The sequence below is a fragment of the Rhodanobacter sp. MP7CTX1 genome, from assembly GCF_014205795.1.
GTDB lineage: Bacteria > Pseudomonadota > Gammaproteobacteria > Xanthomonadales > Rhodanobacteraceae > Rhodanobacter.
In genome coordinates, this window is the sequence record NZ_JACHCN010000003.1 from 63967 (window position 1) to 79097 (window position 15131).

The following is a 15131-nucleotide window of genomic DNA, read 5'->3' on the forward strand; positions in this document are numbered from 1 at the left end:
CACCCATCCCTAATTTTTGTGTCGAGGAATGACGATGAAGATGCCGTCCCACCGTGCCGGATTGTTCGGTTTCATGCATCAACTGCCAAAGAGCTTGCTCGCACTCGTGTTGTTGCTGGTGCCACTGTGGGCGCAGGCGCAAGGCATGGCTGCGCTGCCGGTCGCCGATCAGGAGGCCATCCACAATTACAACCTCAACGACGATGTGTTCAACCGTCTGATTGCTGCGACCAAGGAAGCGCGCGTGGAGGGAATCAAGCCGCAGGAGCAGCCCGCCGATCCGTCCAAGGTGCACACTCTCGATGACCTGGCGCTACAGGCGGTCAGCGGTGATCCGCGTATTTCTCCACTGATCAAGCGCTATGGGTTCACTCCGCGCGAATTCCTGCTGGCGAATATCGCCCTGATGAACGCGGCGATGGTGGAGCAGTCCAAGGCCCAGCCGGAGCTGGCCAGCCAAATCGATCAGACCAAGGTGAATCAGGCCAACGTCACCTTCATTGAAGCGCACCAGGCCCAGATCCAGGCGCTGATGCAGAGTGGCGCTCCGCAGCACTAAGTAGACGTCACTACGCCGACTCCTGTCAGGGGTCGGCGTAAATCACGTCGATGATGACGAAGGTAGTGCGGCCGCTCGGCAGTTCGACATTGAATTCGTCGTCGGCGCGTTTCTTCAGCGCGGCTCGCGCCAGTGGCGAGTCGATGCTGATCCAGCCGAGTTTCGCGTCGGTCTCGTCGGGACCGACGATGCGGTAGTGCAGGATCTCACCGCTGTCCGCATTCTCCAGTTCGATGCGGGCGCCGAAGAACACCAGCCGGCGATCGCTCGGCGCGCCTTCGGCCACCTTCAGGTCCGGGATGCGCTTGCTGAGATAGCGCGCGCGACGATCGATTTCACCGAGCTGCTTCTTGCGATAGATGTACTCGGCATTTTCCGAGCGATCGCCCTCGGCGGCGGCCGCGGCGAGTGCCTTCACCACTTCCGGTCGCAAGGTGTGCCAGAGGTGATCGAGCTCGGCCTTGAGTCGTTCGAATCCCTCACGAGTGATGATCGCGGTGGAACTGGGCGAGGGCGCGCGCCAGCGACTCATGCGGGCTTTGCCAATCGTTGTTGTTGAATGGTGATCTCGGTATGCAGTGGATGATCGGGCCATGCCGTGGCCAATTGCCCCAGCAAGGTCGCCGCTTCAGCATGCTGTTCGGGTTGTTCGCTCAATAGTCGTGCAGCCAGCAGACCGCAATGCGGAGCCTGCATGTCCCTCGGCCAGTGTGCGAGATAGCCAAGACAGAGTTTCAGTGCAATCCGCCGCATGCCGAGCCGCGCGGCAAGATCGGCTAGTTCGCCGCAAGTGCGCGGGTCGTCGGGAATGAATTCGGCATCGATACCGCAACACTCCTGCAGTACGCCCAGCGCACGGCGCGATTCGCCCTGCGCGATCAATGCGGCCATCCAGATCTGTCCGTGGACCAACAGGGCGTCCTTGAGACCCTGCTGCTGCAGCAGTCGACGATAAGCCACGTGCAGCGCCGCTGGTGCGGCACTGTCGCGCAGGCGTGGCACCAGCAAATCGAGTGCGTCGCGGGGCTGCTCGGGCGCTAGGGCGGCCACTTCATCGAGCAGGTTCTGGTCGGCGTCCTGGTGGATTTCCCGGGCCAGCTTGTGCGCCTGCGGCTGCAAGCCGAAGTGCTCGTGACGCTGGTGGATCAGCCGACCCATCAGATGAAAGTTGAAGAGGGTGGCGTAGTTGGCGGCCAGGTAGAACAGCGGCAACGAAATCACCCGAGGCAAGCTGGACTCAAATGCCACCTGGGCAACTCCGACCACCAACGCGATCAGCAGCTGCACCCCGATCAACAACAGGTAGGGCATACCAAAGCGGGCAATCACGCGCACCCAGGTCAGCGGATTCAACGCGTGCCCCACGCCGCCATCGAGTGCCAGTGACATGGCGATCGCCGGCAGGCTGACCACCATCAGCAAGGTGACGATCCAGGTGCCGCCGCCGAAGCTCAGTTTCACCAGCAAGGTCAGTACGGTTGACCACAGCAGGATCGCCACCAGCGCCCAGCCGCCACGGCCGGGTTCGGCAAATTCCGGTGGCAGCGCATACCCGTCGGCGGTATGCCGCAAGCATTCCAGCGCATACAGATAGGTGGCCGCCCAGATCCCCAGCTCGATGAACCAGCCCGCCAGCGGCAGCAGCGACAGGTAGTGCGCCAGGGTGAACGCCACCAGGGCCGGCAAGGCGGCGCCGCTCAACGGGTAACGCAGGGCGCCAAGCAGCTGCTGAGACAACGGCAGATCCGTATCGATCAGTTCGATTCTAGACATGGGTGGGCAATGCCCGTTCGGCGCTAGTGAAAGGAGCAGCATGATGCATGCGACGTCGTGTCTCCCGGCCAATCAGGATCTCAATCATGGCGTTCCATCCGTGGGTGATCGGTTGATTGGTGATCAGTCGATTGTAGCGAGGACAGTCTGCTGGCATGTTGTTGCGTAGAAGCGGGCAGGCGTTGAGTCAGAGCGCCGCGCCGGCTATGGTGAACGTTTTCCGCGGATGAAGCCTGTGATGTTGTTGCGTTCCGTTGTCCGCCCCTTGCGCCTGGCGCCGCTCGCCGTGGCGTTGGGCATGCTCGCCGCCTGCGCCAGCAGCGCCGCAATCAAACCATCGCCTCAGGTCAACGCGCTTTATGGCCAGCTCGACCTGGCCAGTCAGGGTTACGAAACCGCCCTGCAGCAGTCGCGCGAGGGCAATCTGCAGGCCTCACAGCTCACGCTGACCCAGTCGCTCGATCGTCTTAAGCAGGCTGCAGCGCAATGTGGCAACACGCCAGGTTGCGACCCGCAGCGGTTCTTCTCGGTGTTTGATCATCTGCTGCGATTGAAGGACGGCGATTTCGGCGGTGCCCAGGATCTGGACAGCGATATCGATTCTTCGCAGGCTGCGCTACCCACTGGCAAGACCGGTGCCGCCAGCCTGCCGGAGGCGCAACGCAGTGTGACCTTGCTGCATGGGCAGAAGCTGTCCGAACTGATCGCCATGAATGGTCCGGTGAAGGCTGCGCTGGAAATGTGGCTGACCCAGTGGCGACCGCAGCTGATGGACGCCTACGTCAACTATCAGTACCTGCGTTACCAGATGTGGCCGGCATACCAGAAGGCCGATCTCCCCGAGGCTTTGCTGTTCGGCATGATGGCGAAGGAATCAGGCGGCAAGGTGCATGCCGTGTCGCGCTCGGGCGCTGCCGGGCCGTTGCAGTTCATGTATGCCACCGGACTGCGCTTTGGGCTGAACACCGACGACGGCTTCGACATGCGCTTTGACCCGGCCGAGTCGGCGCGTGCCAATGCCGACTACATCAATGAACAGCTGGGGGTGTTCAACAACAACCTCGAGCTGACCATTGCCGCCTACAACGGCGGCGAAGGCCAGATGCGTCGCCTGGTCGGGGACGACACCTCGGTCAGCTTCTACGATCCGCGTATCTACAACCAGTTGTCGCAGGAAACCCGGGATTACGTGCCCTCCGTGCTGGCAGCGGCATGGTTGTTCCTGCATCCGGAAAGCTACAACCTGAGATTTCCGAAGATGGATGGCGTCCCGGGCCTGGTCACGCTGAAGCGGTCTGCTTCGCTGTCCGAGCTCACCGTGTGCCTGGGGTCCGCTGGCGGAATGACCGACGGCTGGTTCCGCACCTTGCGTAACCTCAATCCGCGGCTCGATCCGCAGGTGGAGCAGCCGATGGGTACCCGACTGCAGCTGCCCAAGCAGTTGGAACAGGCGTATGCGTCGCGCTGTGTGGATGGTCCGTGGCCGATTCTTGCCAACGATCTGCATACCGCGGCGGTACCGGTCGTGGCCCCTGCGCCAGCACGCACACCCGCTCCGCGGGCAGAGCGCAGCTACAAGGTTCGTCGCGGCGACACGCTGGAAAGCATCGTGCGCAAGCTGCATTGCTCAAGTGTGCAGGAAGTGGCGGACATGAACGGCCTCAAGCGTCAGCACATCAGCGTCGGACAGACACTGAAGCTGCCCGTCTGCCAATAGCCAGCCAGCCAACCGGAAGCGACCAGCCTCAGGCGACTGCGCTGGTCTGCATCCAGCTTTCGACGGTCTTGGCGTTGCTGTTGCCGTGGATTTCTTTCAATTCGCGCAGCAGCTGCATCAATTGACGGTGCTGCGGCTGCAGGCTGGCATGCGGGGAGTTTTTCGTCTCGTGATAAGCCACTGCGAGCCAAAGCGCGATCCCGCGCAGCGCCACTTCCGCGTTGTCCGAACGGGCCCGTTCGTAGCCGGCCTCGGTGCCTTGGCCCCAGGGCAGGTAACGCGCTTCCGGAGCGGTGCCATACAAGTGGGGGAAGTCGCTACGCGAGGCCTGGCCGATTTCGCGCAGGGTCAGTGCGCTCAGACGGGCGCGGGTGCGCTTGGGCAGTGCCCGGATGCTGCGCTCGATCTCGCGGAACTGCCGCCCAAGCTGACGGGCGCGCATCATGGCGATGAATGGAGTGAATAGTTGCATCGGTTTCCCCGGGCGCTGGAATCAGGCGGTACTAGACACGTAGCGAAGACACGAGCGTAGCGAAGCCAGCACGGCGATTGCGCCTAAAGCGTCACAAAATGACGCTCTGCGTCAGCCCATGCGTTGCCGAGAGCGGGGTCAGCGGTGACCGAGTCGCTGCCCGACTTGCACCGCCTGCTGCGGTTGCAGGGCGTCCAGCGTGGCCATGCCTTCGGGCAGCAACAGGATCACGGTCGAGCCCATGTTGAAACGCGCCATTTCCGCGAAGCGTCCCAACGTGATGTTCTGGCCTTCAAACGATTTGCGCCGGATCGCCGAGGCATACGGCGGAATCACCAGACCGTCCCACACGGTGGCCACCGACGAGACCAGGATCGCGCCGACCATCACGACCACGAACGGCCCGTGCTCGCCCTCGAAGTGGCAGACCAGCCGCTCGTTGCGAGCGAACAGCCGCGGGATCGCCTCGACCGCGAACGGCGCCACGCTGAAGATTCGGCCGGGCACGTGCACGGTTTCCTTCAGCCGCCCAGCCAGCGGCATATGCACGCGATGGTAATCACGCGGCGACAGATACACGGTGACGAAGCTGCCATTTCGGTACGGCGCAGCGGCCGCCTCATCACCACCGAGCAGTTCGGTCGCTGTGTATTGCTGCCCCTTGGCCTGAAAGATCCGGCCGTCGACGATCGGACCCGCCTGGCTGATGCGCCCATCGGCCGGACTCAGCAGGGACGCAGGGTCACCATCTGCACGGCGGGCATCGGCGCGCAGTTTGCGCGTGAAAAACGCATTGAAGTGTTGATAGGCCATTGCATCGGGCTGCGCCGCCTCGGCCATGTTGACCTGGTAGTTGCGCACGATGGTGCCGATCAACCAGTTCTTCCACGGCGCGAATGTCCAGCGAGTAGCCCAGTAAACCACTCGCGACAGGGCGCGGTGGGGCAATAGATATTGCAGCAATACGTTGAATGTCATCCGCCCAGTATGAATGAAGTGCGGACTAATTTCGCCAGATGAGGGCTACTGGGGAGGACAAGCCGAGCCATACGGGCTGACCGTAGAGGCGGTGCTGGTTGCATTCGGCAGAGCAGCCCCCTCGCCGCGCTGTTCAGGCATGGCGCTGGAAGTGACGGTCGATAACACTCATCGGCATCGCATCGCCATCGCCAAACAGACGTGGAAATCCGGGGTGTCGTCTTCGCAGTAGTCATGGATGAAGACGGCGAAGCCAGGAGGCTTCGCCGATCCCCTCAATTTCGCGCACCTACCAAAGTCCAGCCTGACGGGTAGCTCCCAATGGGGGCAGACAGCCAGCCCTGGTTGGGGGCTGAGAACGTCCTGGTTAGCCAGATCAGACTGCCCTGCGCTGCAGGCGCGCTGGCGGCATTTGACGCGTCGTTCGCCCAGACGAGCACGGCCTCGTTGCCGTTGTCGAAATTGCCCGTTGCCCCAAGATAATCGTTGCTGTTGATGGAGAATGTGTTGACCAATCCGAACGAGGTTTGAGTCACCTGGCCATTGGAATTGAAGTACGAACGCTCTTCATACTGCTTGAACTGCAACGCACCATCGTTCTGCACGTAGATATTCACGCCGCCAAAGTCACCTGCTACAGCAGCGCCGATGACTCTCCCCTGAGGGTCATAGTTGCCAATCAGCGTTGATGAAAATCCACTGCCTGACCCAGCCCACAGGTACAGGTCGTGTGCAGCGCTGGTCCACAGCAAGTCCACGTGTGTCGTTTGCATGAAGTGACCTATGGCGGCGATGTGATAGCCACAGGCGACATTGATGATGGTGCGTCTTGCCACGGTTGCACCATGCATGATCCAGTATCCGAACTGGCACGCGCTCTCGTTCCACCAAAGCAGGTCGGCGTCACCGTCACCATCGATGTCACCGGCGCCAACAAGCTGCCAGCCGGCGGGATACGTCCCGATGTAAGTCGACTGGAAAGAGGCGCCAGTTGATTCCCACAGGTACAAATCGTTATCGGTACTCGTCCAGATAAGATCGGCCTTGCGGTCGCCATTGAAATCGCCTATTGCGCCGATGTAATAGCCTGGCGTGATGTTGAAGATCTTGTACGAATCCCGCACGTACATGGTGTCTGTATTGTTCGGACTCGAGATCCAATAAGCGAACTGACTCGTCGACGCATTGAACCAGAGCAGGTCCGAGGTGCCGTCGCCATCAATGTCGTTCGGTGCAACGAAATACGTAGGATAGAAGATTTCATTGGCCACTTGCAGGAATTGTGGCTTGCTCGGTGCTGAAGCTGTAGCCATTGGATTGGGCTGCCCGGGCCCGGTTGCAAATGCCAAAGACGAAACCATACATGCTGCTATGAAGGCTAGCGCCCCTATTTTCATGCGTTTCCCCTGTGAATATCCGTATCGATAAGCGCGTCCACTGACGCGCGCGCTATCCCGCCTCTCGCGCGACGATTCTCCGTTATCCGCATGGATGGGTGCAACGGGCTTAGTGTGTCTGCCTCCATCGCAATGGACCTATAGGATGAGGACCGGAAAGTGGCAGGGTCCCGTGTGCGGCTATAATAAGCATCCTCTCCCTCGCAAGCTGCCCACGTGACCGCCGAACTCGCCACCATCATCGACTTCATCCGCTATGGTGCGAGTCGCTTCTCGGCCGCCGGGCTCACGTTCGGTCACAGCCACGACAACCCCATCGACGAGGCCACCCATCTGGTGCTGGCCAGTCTGCATCTGCCGCCGGATCTGCCACCGGCCTACGGTGTCGGCAAGCTCACGACGGAGGAGCGCGAGCGCCTGCTGATCCTGATCAAGCGTCGCATCACCGAGCGTCTGCCGGTGGCCTACCTGGTGGGTGAAACATGGTTCGCCGGACTGAAATTCAAGAGTGATCGCCGGGCGCTGGTGCCGCGTTCGCCGATCGCCGAGCTGATCGAGTCGGGCTTCTCGCCGTGGCTCGACGAGCGCCAGGTCGAACGGGCGCTGGATCTGTGCACGGGCTCTGGCTGCATCGGTATTGCGCTGGCCGAGTACAACCCGGAGTGGAAGGTCGACATCGCCGACATCAGCGACGACGCGCTTGCCCTGGCCCGCGAAAACATCGTGTTCCAGCATGTCGAAGGCCGCGTCGAGGCGATCAAGTCGGATCTGTTCAGCGGTGTCAAAGGTCGACGCTACGACCTGATCGTCTCCAATCCGCCCTACGTCACCGAAGACGAGTACACCGCGCTGCCCGGCGAATACCGCCACGAGCCGAAGCTCGGCCTGACCTCCGGCAAGGATGGATTGGACCTGTGCCTGCGCATGCTGGACGAGGCGGCTGAGTACCTCAACGATGATGGTTTGCTGGTCATCGAGGTTGGCGAAAGCGAGCATGCGCTGGCCGCGCTGCTGCCGCAGGTGCCGTTTGTGTGGATCGAGTTCAAGGTCGGCGCGATGGGCGTGTTCGCACTCGAGAAGCGCGACCTGATCGAACACGCTGCCGCGATTCATGCTGCCGCCATGGCGCGGGCAGCTTAGAGTCACACGACACCCGGCTATCGCGGTTAAGCTGTGACGGATCCTTCAGACGTCCATACCCATGTCCAGCAACTCTTTCGGCAAGCTCTTCACCGTCACCACGTTCGGCGAAAGCCACGGGCCGGCGATCGGTTGCGTGATTGACGGGTGTCCGCCCGGGTTATCGATCAGCGAGGAAGAATTTCGTCAGGACCTGGATCGCCGCGCCACGGGCCGCAGTCGCTTTACCTCGCAGCGGCATGAAGCGGATGACGTGGAAATTCTCTCCGGCGTCTACGAGGGCAAGACCACCGGCACACCGATCGCGCTGCTGATCCGCAATACCGATCAGCGCAGCAAGGACTACGGTGACATCGCGTCGACGTTCCGTCCAGGCCACGCCGATTACACCTATTGGCAGAAATACGGTATCCGCGATCCGCGCGGTGGCGGGCGCTCATCGGCACGCGAAACCACCATGCGGGTGGCTGCCGCCGTGATCGCCAAGAAGTGGCTGGCCGAGCGCTACGGCGTGCGGGTGCGCGGCTACCTGGCCCAGATTGGCGACATCACGCCGACGGCATTCGATTGGGCGGCGGTTGAGCAGAATCCATTTTTCTGGCCAGATGCGGAGCAGGTGCCGGCGCTTGAAACCTACATCAATGCGCTGCGCAAATCCGGCGATTCAGTCGGCGCCCGCGTTAATGTCATGGCCGATGGCGTGCCGCCGGGTTGGGGCGAGCCGATCTACGGCAAGCTCGATGGCGATCTCGCCAGCGCGCTGATGTCGATCAACGCCGTAAAGGGTGTGGAGATCGGCGATGGCTTCGCGGCGGTCACCCAGCGTGGCAGTCAGCATCGCGACGAAATGAGCATGGACGGCTTTACGTCCAATCATGCCGGCGGCATCCTGGGTGGCATCAGCAGCGGTCAACCGGTAACGGCTTCGATCGTGCTCAAGCCTACCTCCAGCATCCTGATTCCCGGCCACAGCGTGAATCTGGCTGGTGAACCGGCCGAGGTGGTGACCAAGGGCCGCCACGACCCGTGCGTCGGTATCCGCGCTACGCCGATCGCCGAAGCCATGATGGCGCTGGTGCTGATCGACCATGCATTGCGCCATCGTGCGCAATGCGGCGATGTGGGTGCGGTCGAGCCGTTGATTCCGTGGCGATCTGACAGGCAGGAAACCGTCGATGGCTGATCGACCGAAAGTCTGGGTTTCCCGCCCCACCTTTCCTGACATTGTCGCCCGCCTCGATGAACACTTCGAGGTGACCAGCGAGCCGGAAGAGATCAAGTTTTCGCCAGCTGAGCTGGCCGCGAAACTGGCCGATCACGATGCGGCCATCGTTGGCCTCAAGGAGCGCATTGGCGCGGCGGAAATTGCCGGTGCGAAGCGCCTTCGTCTTGTCGCCAATCTCAGCGTCGGCTACGACAACCTCGACCTGGCCGCGCTGACGGCGGCCGGCATCGCAGCCTCAAACACGGCCGACGTGCTCAACGAAAGCGTGGCCGACTACACCTGGGCGCTGCTGCTTGGCGCAGCACGACGAGTCGGCGCCGCGGAGCGCTGGCTGCGTGCGGGCGAATGGAAGGCCACGAAATTCACCGAGTGGCTCGGCATGGATGTGCGTGGTCGCACGCTCGGCATTCTGGGCATGGGCCGTATCGGTCAGGCGGTCGCGCGCCGGGCGTCGGGCTTCGGCATGCCGGTCATCTATCACAATCGCTCGGCACTGCCGGAGCCGATCGAGCGTGAATGCAACGCTCGCTACGTCGACAAGCAGGGGCTACTGCGTGAATCCGATTTTCTGGTGCTGGTGGTACCGTTGACACCGGAGAACCACCACGCAATCGGCACATCCGAACTGGCGCTGATGAAGCGCACTGCGGTGTTGGTGAATGTGGCTCGCGGCGGTATTGTGGACGATGCGGCGCTGGCTGCGGCGCTGGCACGTGGTGATATAGCGGCGGCCGCGCTGGATGTTTTCGAGGGCGAGCCGAACGTGCATCCGGCCTTGCTCGCGCTGGACAATGTGCTGCTCAGTCCGCATATAGCCAGTGCCAGTCACGATGCACGACGAGCCATGACGGCGCTCGCAGTGGACAATGTCATGGCGTTTTTCGGCCATGGCCCGCATGCCGGGCGCCCTCCAACGATCCTCAATCCGACGGTATTGGCTACGGCCAACCCTCCGACCCAACCCTGAGCTAAAGAACACACGATGAGCAAGAAGAGCAGTTACAAAGTCGCCATGGTTGGCGCAACCGGTGCGGTGGGTGAAGCCTTGCTGGCGATCCTCGCCGAGCGCGATTTTCCGGTCAGTGAACTGGTGCCTCTGGCCAGCGAGCGCTCCGCCGGCGGGAAAATTGAGTTTGGCGGCCAGCAGATCACCGTGCAGCTGCTCGATACCTATGACTTCACGGGCGTGGACATCGCGTTCTTTTCTGCCGGCGGGTCGGTCAGCAAGGAGCATGCGCCACGTGCGGCAGCAGCTGGCGCGGTGGTGATCGACAATACCTCGGAGTTCCGCTACCAGGACGACGTGCCGCTGGTGATCAGCGAGGTGAATCCGCACGCGATTGCCGACTACACCCGCCGCGGCATCATCGCCAACCCGAACTGCTCGACCATGCAGATGCTGGTGGCGCTGGCTCCGATCCATCGCGCGGTGCAGATCGAGCGGATCAATGTCGCGACCTACCAGTCGGTATCCGGGGCCGGAAGGCTTGGCATGGAGGAGCTCGGCAAGCAGACAGCGGCGCTGCTGAACTTCCAAAGCGTGGAGCCGGGCAAGAAATTCCCCGTGCAGATCGCGTTCAATGTGATTCCGCAGATCGACGAATTTCAACCGAACGGCTACACGAAGGAAGAGATGAAGCTGGTGTGGGAAACGCGCAAGATCCTTGAAGACGAGTCGATCCAGGTGAATCCCACGGCGGTACGCGTGCCGGTGTTCTACGGCCACTCCGAGGCGGTGCATATCGAAACCAGCGAGAAGATCACCGCCGAACAGGCGCGCGAGCTGCTGCAACAGGCGCCTGGCGTGGTGCTGATGGACGAGCGCAAGGCAGGTGGTTATCCGACGCCGGTGGGGGAGGCGGCCGGTAACGATGCCGTTTACGTCGGCCGTATCCGCGAGGACATTTCGCACGAACGCGGGCTGGATCTGTGGATTGTTTCGGACAATATTCGCAAGGGCGCGGCCTTGAATGCCGTGCAGATTGCCGAGCTGCTGATCGAGGATTATCTGTAATGCGTTGTTTGCAACTTTTTGGCATGGTGTGTTTCATGGCCTCGTCGCTGGCCTGGGCCAGCAGCGGCGAGCCCACGGCACAGCCGGCTGGATCGCCGAAGGCTGCTCAGCCCTCCCTGTCTGAAATCAGGCAGCGTGTGGCGCAGCACGAGGCCCAGATCAATCAGTTGCAGCAGGATGTCTCCAGTCAGGAATCAAACAGCAAGCAGGCAAGCGAGCGCCTTCAACAGCAGGATCGGACGATCACCGAACTGCAGCAGCAACTGCAGGCGCTGCGCGCCAAGTCGGCGTCCAACCACCAGTGAAAAGCATCGTGGCGATGAGAACGCACTGCAGCAATGCGCTGCAAGTCTTCGCTGCTGCTATTGTTGATTGGTCTGCATATAACTAAAGTGGCTCTCATTGGAGCAGTTGTCGCCGCGGCGACGACACCTATAGAGTGGCGCCAGAGATCGTTCGGGGGAACACACTGATGAATCGTTCGTTGAAGTTGTCGATGTTGATGGCGCTGGGACTGGGCACAAGCCAGGCGATGGCGCTTGACCTGGGTCAGATCCAGGTCAAATCGACCTTGGGGCAGCCGTTGCTGGCGGAGATTCCGCTGCATCCGGCCAGTCCGGCGGAACTGCAGAGTCTCACCGTTCAATTGGCCTCGAGCGAAGATTTCGCCCGTGCCGGTATCCAGGGCGGGCGCACCTCGATCCCGCTGCATTTCAGCGTCGCCAATACCGGCAACGGCCAGGTGATCCGCATCACCAGCAGTGTGGTGGTGGATGACCCGTACATTGACCTGCTGCTCGAGGTGAATGGCAAGGCCGGCAAGAGCATGCGCGAGTTCGCCATCCTGCTTGATCCGCCGGGGAGTCAGATGAGCGCGCCGGCCACGGCACCTGCGCCAGTTGCAGCCACGGCCCCGACATCGTCGGCGCCAAGTCAGGCCGTCCAAACCGCCGTGGCGCCCACGTCACGACAAAATCATCCGGCGCCGGTATCGAGGGCACCTGCGCCTGCTCCCGCCGCTGTTGCCAACGGAAACTATGGCCCGGTCGCACGGGGCCAGACGCTGTCGTCGATCGCCCGGCACGTCATGCCGACCGGAGTGGACGTCAATCAGATGTTGCTGGCCCTCAAACAGGCCAATCCGGAGGCGTTCTACCGCGACAACATCAACGCACTGAAGACTGGCGCGGTATTGCGCGTGCCGACGTCGGACGAAGCGCAGGCCATGACGGTTGCCGCGGCGGTGGCCGCCGTGGAGCGCGAGAACGGAGACTGGCGTGCGGGGGCAACCAGCAAACCGACGACGGTGGCGGATGCAGCGACTCGTTCGTCATCCTCCAGTGCGCCCACCGGCAAATCGGGCAGTGCCGGTGATCGTCTTGCCCTGGTTCCGGTCAAGGACGTCAACGGCGCGGGCGGGCAGAGCGGCACCAGCGCAAACACCGGTGGCAAATCCGCGGCCGGCCTGCGTCAGGATCTGCTGCGAACCCAGGAAAGCCTTGCCACCCTGGAGCAGCAAGGCAACGATTTGACCGCCCGGTTGAAAGACCTGACGGACATCAACAACAAGAACGAACATCTGTTGTCGCTCAAGGACAACGAGATTGCCCAACTGCAGGGCGAACTGGCCAAGGCACGCAAGGCGGCGGGCCTGCCGCCGGTGGCCGCTCCCGCCGGGGCTGCTGTTAGCGCGACGGCACCTGCGCCGGCAACCAGCGCACTGGCCAAGCCCGTGGTCGCGGCGTCGCCGGAAGCCAAGCCCGCACCCGCTACGAACGGCACGGTCGCTGGCGCCCCACCCATTGCCACCAGCTCCACGGCGATGACGGCGGCTCCAGTCGCTGCCGCAAGCGCACCGGCTGTCGGCTCCGCTTCGAGCGTGGTCGCAGCGGCAAAGCCGGTGCCGGTCAAGCCAGCACACAAGCCGGTCACTGCGCATAACCCGCCGTCGGTAGATGAGCAGCCCTGGTACATGCAGACGTGGGCCTGGGCGGTTGGGGCAGTGGTAGCGCTGTTGCTGCTGGTTGGTCTGCTGCGTCGGCGCAAGCCTGCGGCAACGTCATTGCCAAAGACGCCCTCGTCGCTGGCGGATCGCTTCGAATCGACGCCACCAGCGGAGCACGATGGTGACGACGTCGACCAGGATGAGCTGCTCGACGAGTTGGCCGAGCATCCGGACGACATCCACCTGCACCTGGAACTGGTCACCCTGTATTACTCGCGTCGCGACGTCGAGCACTTCGAGGCGGCTGCCGAAGCGATGCACGCGCACATCACCGATCCGCAGCAGGACGAGTGGCAGGACGTAGTGCACATGGGTGAGGATCTTGTGCCGGGTCATCCGTTGTTCGCCCCGCACGTCGTGTTGCCGGTGCACGAGGAAGTCCTGGGCAGTCACGATTTCGGTGCCGATGACTATGCGACCGTCAGCAATACGGCCCCGGTTGCATCATCGATGCCACCCTTGCCGCCGCAGACGCCAAGGAAGGTGAGCGAATACAAGTTCAATTTTGACCTGAGCGGGCAGATGGCCAGTGATGCGGCATCGGAGCATGCGGTTGTCGCCGAACAGGTGGCGGAGGCGCATCACGAGGTGTCTGCGGTAGCGCAGGCCGAGCAGGCTTCGGGCTGGCATTTCGATGAGAATGAGCATCAAGTGGGCGGCCAGGGCAGCGAACTGGGCGAATACAGTGATGATCCGGTAGATACCAAGCTCGATCTGGCTCGCGCCTATCTGGACATGGGTGACGCCGACGGCGCCCGCGCCATGCTCGGGGAAGTCGTCAAGGAAGGCAGCCAGATGCAGCAGGATGTTGCCAAACGCCTGCTGGAGACGCTCCACTAAGTCCTCGCGGCGCTACTTGCGTGACTTGTCGGGCCGGCTTGCCGGCCCGATTTCATTTGGCAGGCTCCTTAGCCGGCTTGCCGGCCCGATGTCATTTGGCAGATATGTAGCCGGCTTGCCGGCCCGATGGCGTTATGGCTTCGGTCGCCTCGCCAGCTCGACTTCGCCGACGTGCTGCTAATCTTTCCCTTTCATTGAACTGTTTACCGACTTCATGCGCATTGCCCTTGGCATCGAATACGACGGCACCGATTTCTATGGCTGGCAACGCCTGAAATCCGAAGCCAGCGTGCAGACAGCAGTAGAGAACGCGCTGTCGCGAGTGGCTGCGCATCCGGTCGAGATCAGTTGCGCGGGCCGCACGGATGCCGGCGTGCATGGCCGCTGCCAGGTCGTGCATTTCGATACCGACGCACAGCGCGACATGCGCGGCTGGGTGCTGGGTGCGTGTTCCAACCTGCCCGATACCGTGGCTGTGCTGTGGGCGCAACCGGTGGCCGCGGAATTTCATGCGCGCTATGCCGCTCGCAGCCGGCGCTATCGATACCACATCCTGAACCGGCCAGTGCGTGCCGCGCTGGATGCACGCTACGTGACCTGGGAGCGCCTGCCGCTGGACGCCGAAGTCATGCACGAGGCGGCGCAGGCGCTGCTCGGCGAACATGACTTCGGTGCGTTCCGTGCGTTGTCATGCCAGGCCGCACATCCGCGCCGTACGGTATTGGCAGTGAGTGTGCGTCGCAATGGCGAACAGCTTTTCGTCGAGATCGAGGCGAACGCGTTCCTGCACCACATGGTGCGCAACATCGTGGGATCCTTGCTGATGATCGGTCGCGGCGAACGACCCATATCATGGGTGGCCGAATTGCTGGCCGGCTGTGATCGTCAGGTCGCCGGACCGACGGCGCCCGCTTCAGGGCTGACCTTTCTTGGCCCACGCTATCCATCGCACTGGGGTTTGCCGGCCGAGGTCTGCATGACCGAGAAAAGCGAATGAACGCCCCGTCCATC

14 protein-coding genes are annotated in these 15131 nt (G+C 62.3%); 9 read left to right on the forward strand and 5 right to left on the reverse strand.

Annotated elements, in window-relative coordinates; translation table 11 throughout:
- Positions 1-34: 34 nt before the first annotated feature.
- Positions 35-559, forward strand: a complete 525-nt coding sequence (locus HDE77_RS05055) for a hypothetical protein (RefSeq protein WP_184416084.1) — start codon at positions 35-37, stop codon at positions 557-559.
- Positions 560-584: 25 nt separating this feature from the next.
- Here HDE77_RS05055 and greB read toward each other — a convergent pair whose 3' ends face one another.
- Together greB and HDE77_RS05065 are read right to left on the reverse strand one after the other, a co-directional pair.
- Positions 585-1091, reverse strand: a complete 507-nt coding sequence (greB, locus tag HDE77_RS05060; RefSeq protein WP_184416085.1) for a transcription elongation factor GreB — start codon at positions 1089-1091, stop codon at positions 585-587.
- Entirely contained in the window at positions 1088-2332 is a 1245-nt protein-coding gene (locus HDE77_RS05065) for a DUF4013 domain-containing protein (RefSeq protein ID WP_184416086.1), read from the reverse strand. The genes greB and HDE77_RS05065 overlap by 4 nt, the downstream gene beginning before the upstream one ends.
- A gap of 238 nt (positions 2333-2570) precedes the next feature.
- On the opposite strand from HDE77_RS05065, the gene HDE77_RS05070 reads away from it, so the two are divergent.
- A complete protein-coding gene (locus HDE77_RS05070; protein WP_184416087.1) occupies positions 2571-4049 on the forward strand; it encodes a transglycosylase SLT domain-containing protein in 1479 nt (492 codons plus the stop codon).
- A 28-nt stretch (positions 4050-4077) separates the two neighbouring features.
- Here HDE77_RS05070 and HDE77_RS05075 read toward each other — a convergent pair whose 3' ends face one another.
- The 3 genes from HDE77_RS05075 to HDE77_RS05085 form a co-directional block, all read right to left on the reverse strand.
- Positions 4078-4521, reverse strand: a complete 444-nt coding sequence (locus tag HDE77_RS05075) for a hypothetical protein (RefSeq protein WP_255482553.1) — start codon at positions 4519-4521, stop codon at positions 4078-4080.
- 138 nt (positions 4522-4659) lie between these two features.
- Positions 4660-5499 carry an archaetidylserine decarboxylase gene (gene asd, locus HDE77_RS05080; protein ID WP_184416088.1) on the reverse strand — a complete coding sequence of 280 codons (840 nt, stop codon included), beginning with the start codon at positions 5497-5499 and terminating at the stop codon, positions 4660-4662.
- A gap of 275 nt (positions 5500-5774) precedes the next feature.
- A complete protein-coding gene (locus tag HDE77_RS05085) occupies positions 5775-6860 on the reverse strand; it encodes a VCBS repeat-containing protein (protein ID WP_184416089.1) in 1086 nt (361 codons plus the stop codon).
- Positions 6861-7112: 252 nt separating this feature from the next.
- Between HDE77_RS05085 and prmB the strand changes: the two genes are divergently transcribed.
- From prmB to truA, 7 genes are all read left to right on the forward strand, one after another.
- Positions 7113-8036, forward strand: a complete 924-nt coding sequence (gene prmB / locus HDE77_RS05090) for a 50S ribosomal protein L3 N(5)-glutamine methyltransferase (RefSeq protein WP_184416090.1) — start codon at positions 7113-7115, stop codon at positions 8034-8036.
- A gap of 61 nt (positions 8037-8097) precedes the next feature.
- Positions 8098-9219 carry a chorismate synthase gene (gene aroC / locus HDE77_RS05095; RefSeq protein WP_184416091.1) on the forward strand — a complete coding sequence of 374 codons (1122 nt, stop codon included), beginning with the start codon at positions 8098-8100 and terminating at the stop codon, positions 9217-9219.
- Positions 9212-10228: a D-glycerate dehydrogenase gene (locus HDE77_RS05100; protein ID WP_184416092.1), complete on the forward strand. Its 1017-nt coding sequence runs from the start codon at positions 9212-9214 to the stop codon at positions 10226-10228. The genes aroC and HDE77_RS05100 overlap by 8 nt, the downstream gene beginning before the upstream one ends.
- 15 nt (positions 10229-10243) lie before the next feature.
- Positions 10244-11275, forward strand: a complete 1032-nt coding sequence (locus tag HDE77_RS05105; RefSeq protein WP_184416093.1) for an aspartate-semialdehyde dehydrogenase — start codon at positions 10244-10246, stop codon at positions 11273-11275.
- Positions 11275-11580, forward strand: coding sequence for a hypothetical protein (locus HDE77_RS20415; protein ID WP_255482554.1), 306 nt, complete (start codon positions 11275-11277; stop codon positions 11578-11580). The genes HDE77_RS05105 and HDE77_RS20415 overlap by 1 nt, the downstream gene beginning before the upstream one ends.
- Positions 11581-11747: 167 nt before the next feature.
- Entirely contained in the window at positions 11748-14120 is a 2373-nt protein-coding gene (locus HDE77_RS05115) for a FimV/HubP family polar landmark protein (RefSeq protein ID WP_184416094.1), read from the forward strand.
- A 214-nt stretch (positions 14121-14334) separates the two neighbouring features.
- Positions 14335-15117 carry a tRNA pseudouridine(38-40) synthase TruA gene (gene truA / locus HDE77_RS05120; RefSeq protein ID WP_184416095.1) on the forward strand — a complete coding sequence of 261 codons (783 nt, stop codon included), beginning with the start codon at positions 14335-14337 and terminating at the stop codon, positions 15115-15117.
- Positions 15118-15131: the final 14 nt, after the last annotated feature.

Bases quoted from the DNA above. Each gene is read 5' to 3' on its own strand.
- HDE77_RS20415 (WP_255482554.1), top strand. From the start codon at position 11,275: ATGCGTTGTTTGCAACTTTTTGGCATGGTGTGTTTCATGGCCTCGTCG.
- asd (WP_184416088.1), bottom strand. From the start codon at position 5,499: ATGACATTCAACGTATTGCTGCAATATCTATTGCCCCACCGCGCCCTG.
- HDE77_RS05105 (WP_184416093.1), top strand. From the start codon at position 10,244: ATGAGCAAGAAGAGCAGTTACAAAGTCGCCATGGTTGGCGCAACCGGT.
- HDE77_RS05075 (WP_255482553.1), bottom strand. From the start codon at position 4,521: ATGCAACTATTCACTCCATTCATCGCCATGATGCGCGCCCGTCAGCTT.
- HDE77_RS05055 (WP_184416084.1), top strand. From the start codon at position 35: ATGAAGATGCCGTCCCACCGTGCCGGATTGTTCGGTTTCATGCATCAA.
- HDE77_RS05100 (WP_184416092.1), top strand. From the start codon at position 9,212: ATGGCTGATCGACCGAAAGTCTGGGTTTCCCGCCCCACCTTTCCTGAC.
- aroC (WP_184416091.1), top strand. From the start codon at position 8,098: ATGTCCAGCAACTCTTTCGGCAAGCTCTTCACCGTCACCACGTTCGGC.
- HDE77_RS05065 (WP_184416086.1), bottom strand. From the start codon at position 2,332: ATGTCTAGAATCGAACTGATCGATACGGATCTGCCGTTGTCTCAGCAG.
- HDE77_RS05115 (WP_184416094.1), top strand. From the start codon at position 11,748: ATGAATCGTTCGTTGAAGTTGTCGATGTTGATGGCGCTGGGACTGGGC.
- greB (WP_184416085.1), bottom strand. From the start codon at position 1,091: ATGAGTCGCTGGCGCGCGCCCTCGCCCAGTTCCACCGCGATCATCACT.
- truA (WP_184416095.1), top strand. From the start codon at position 14,335: ATGCGCATTGCCCTTGGCATCGAATACGACGGCACCGATTTCTATGGC.
- HDE77_RS05070 (WP_184416087.1), top strand. From the start codon at position 2,571: ATGTTGTTGCGTTCCGTTGTCCGCCCCTTGCGCCTGGCGCCGCTCGCC.
- HDE77_RS05085 (WP_184416089.1), bottom strand. From the start codon at position 6,860: ATGGTTTCGTCTTTGGCATTTGCAACCGGGCCCGGGCAGCCCAATCCA.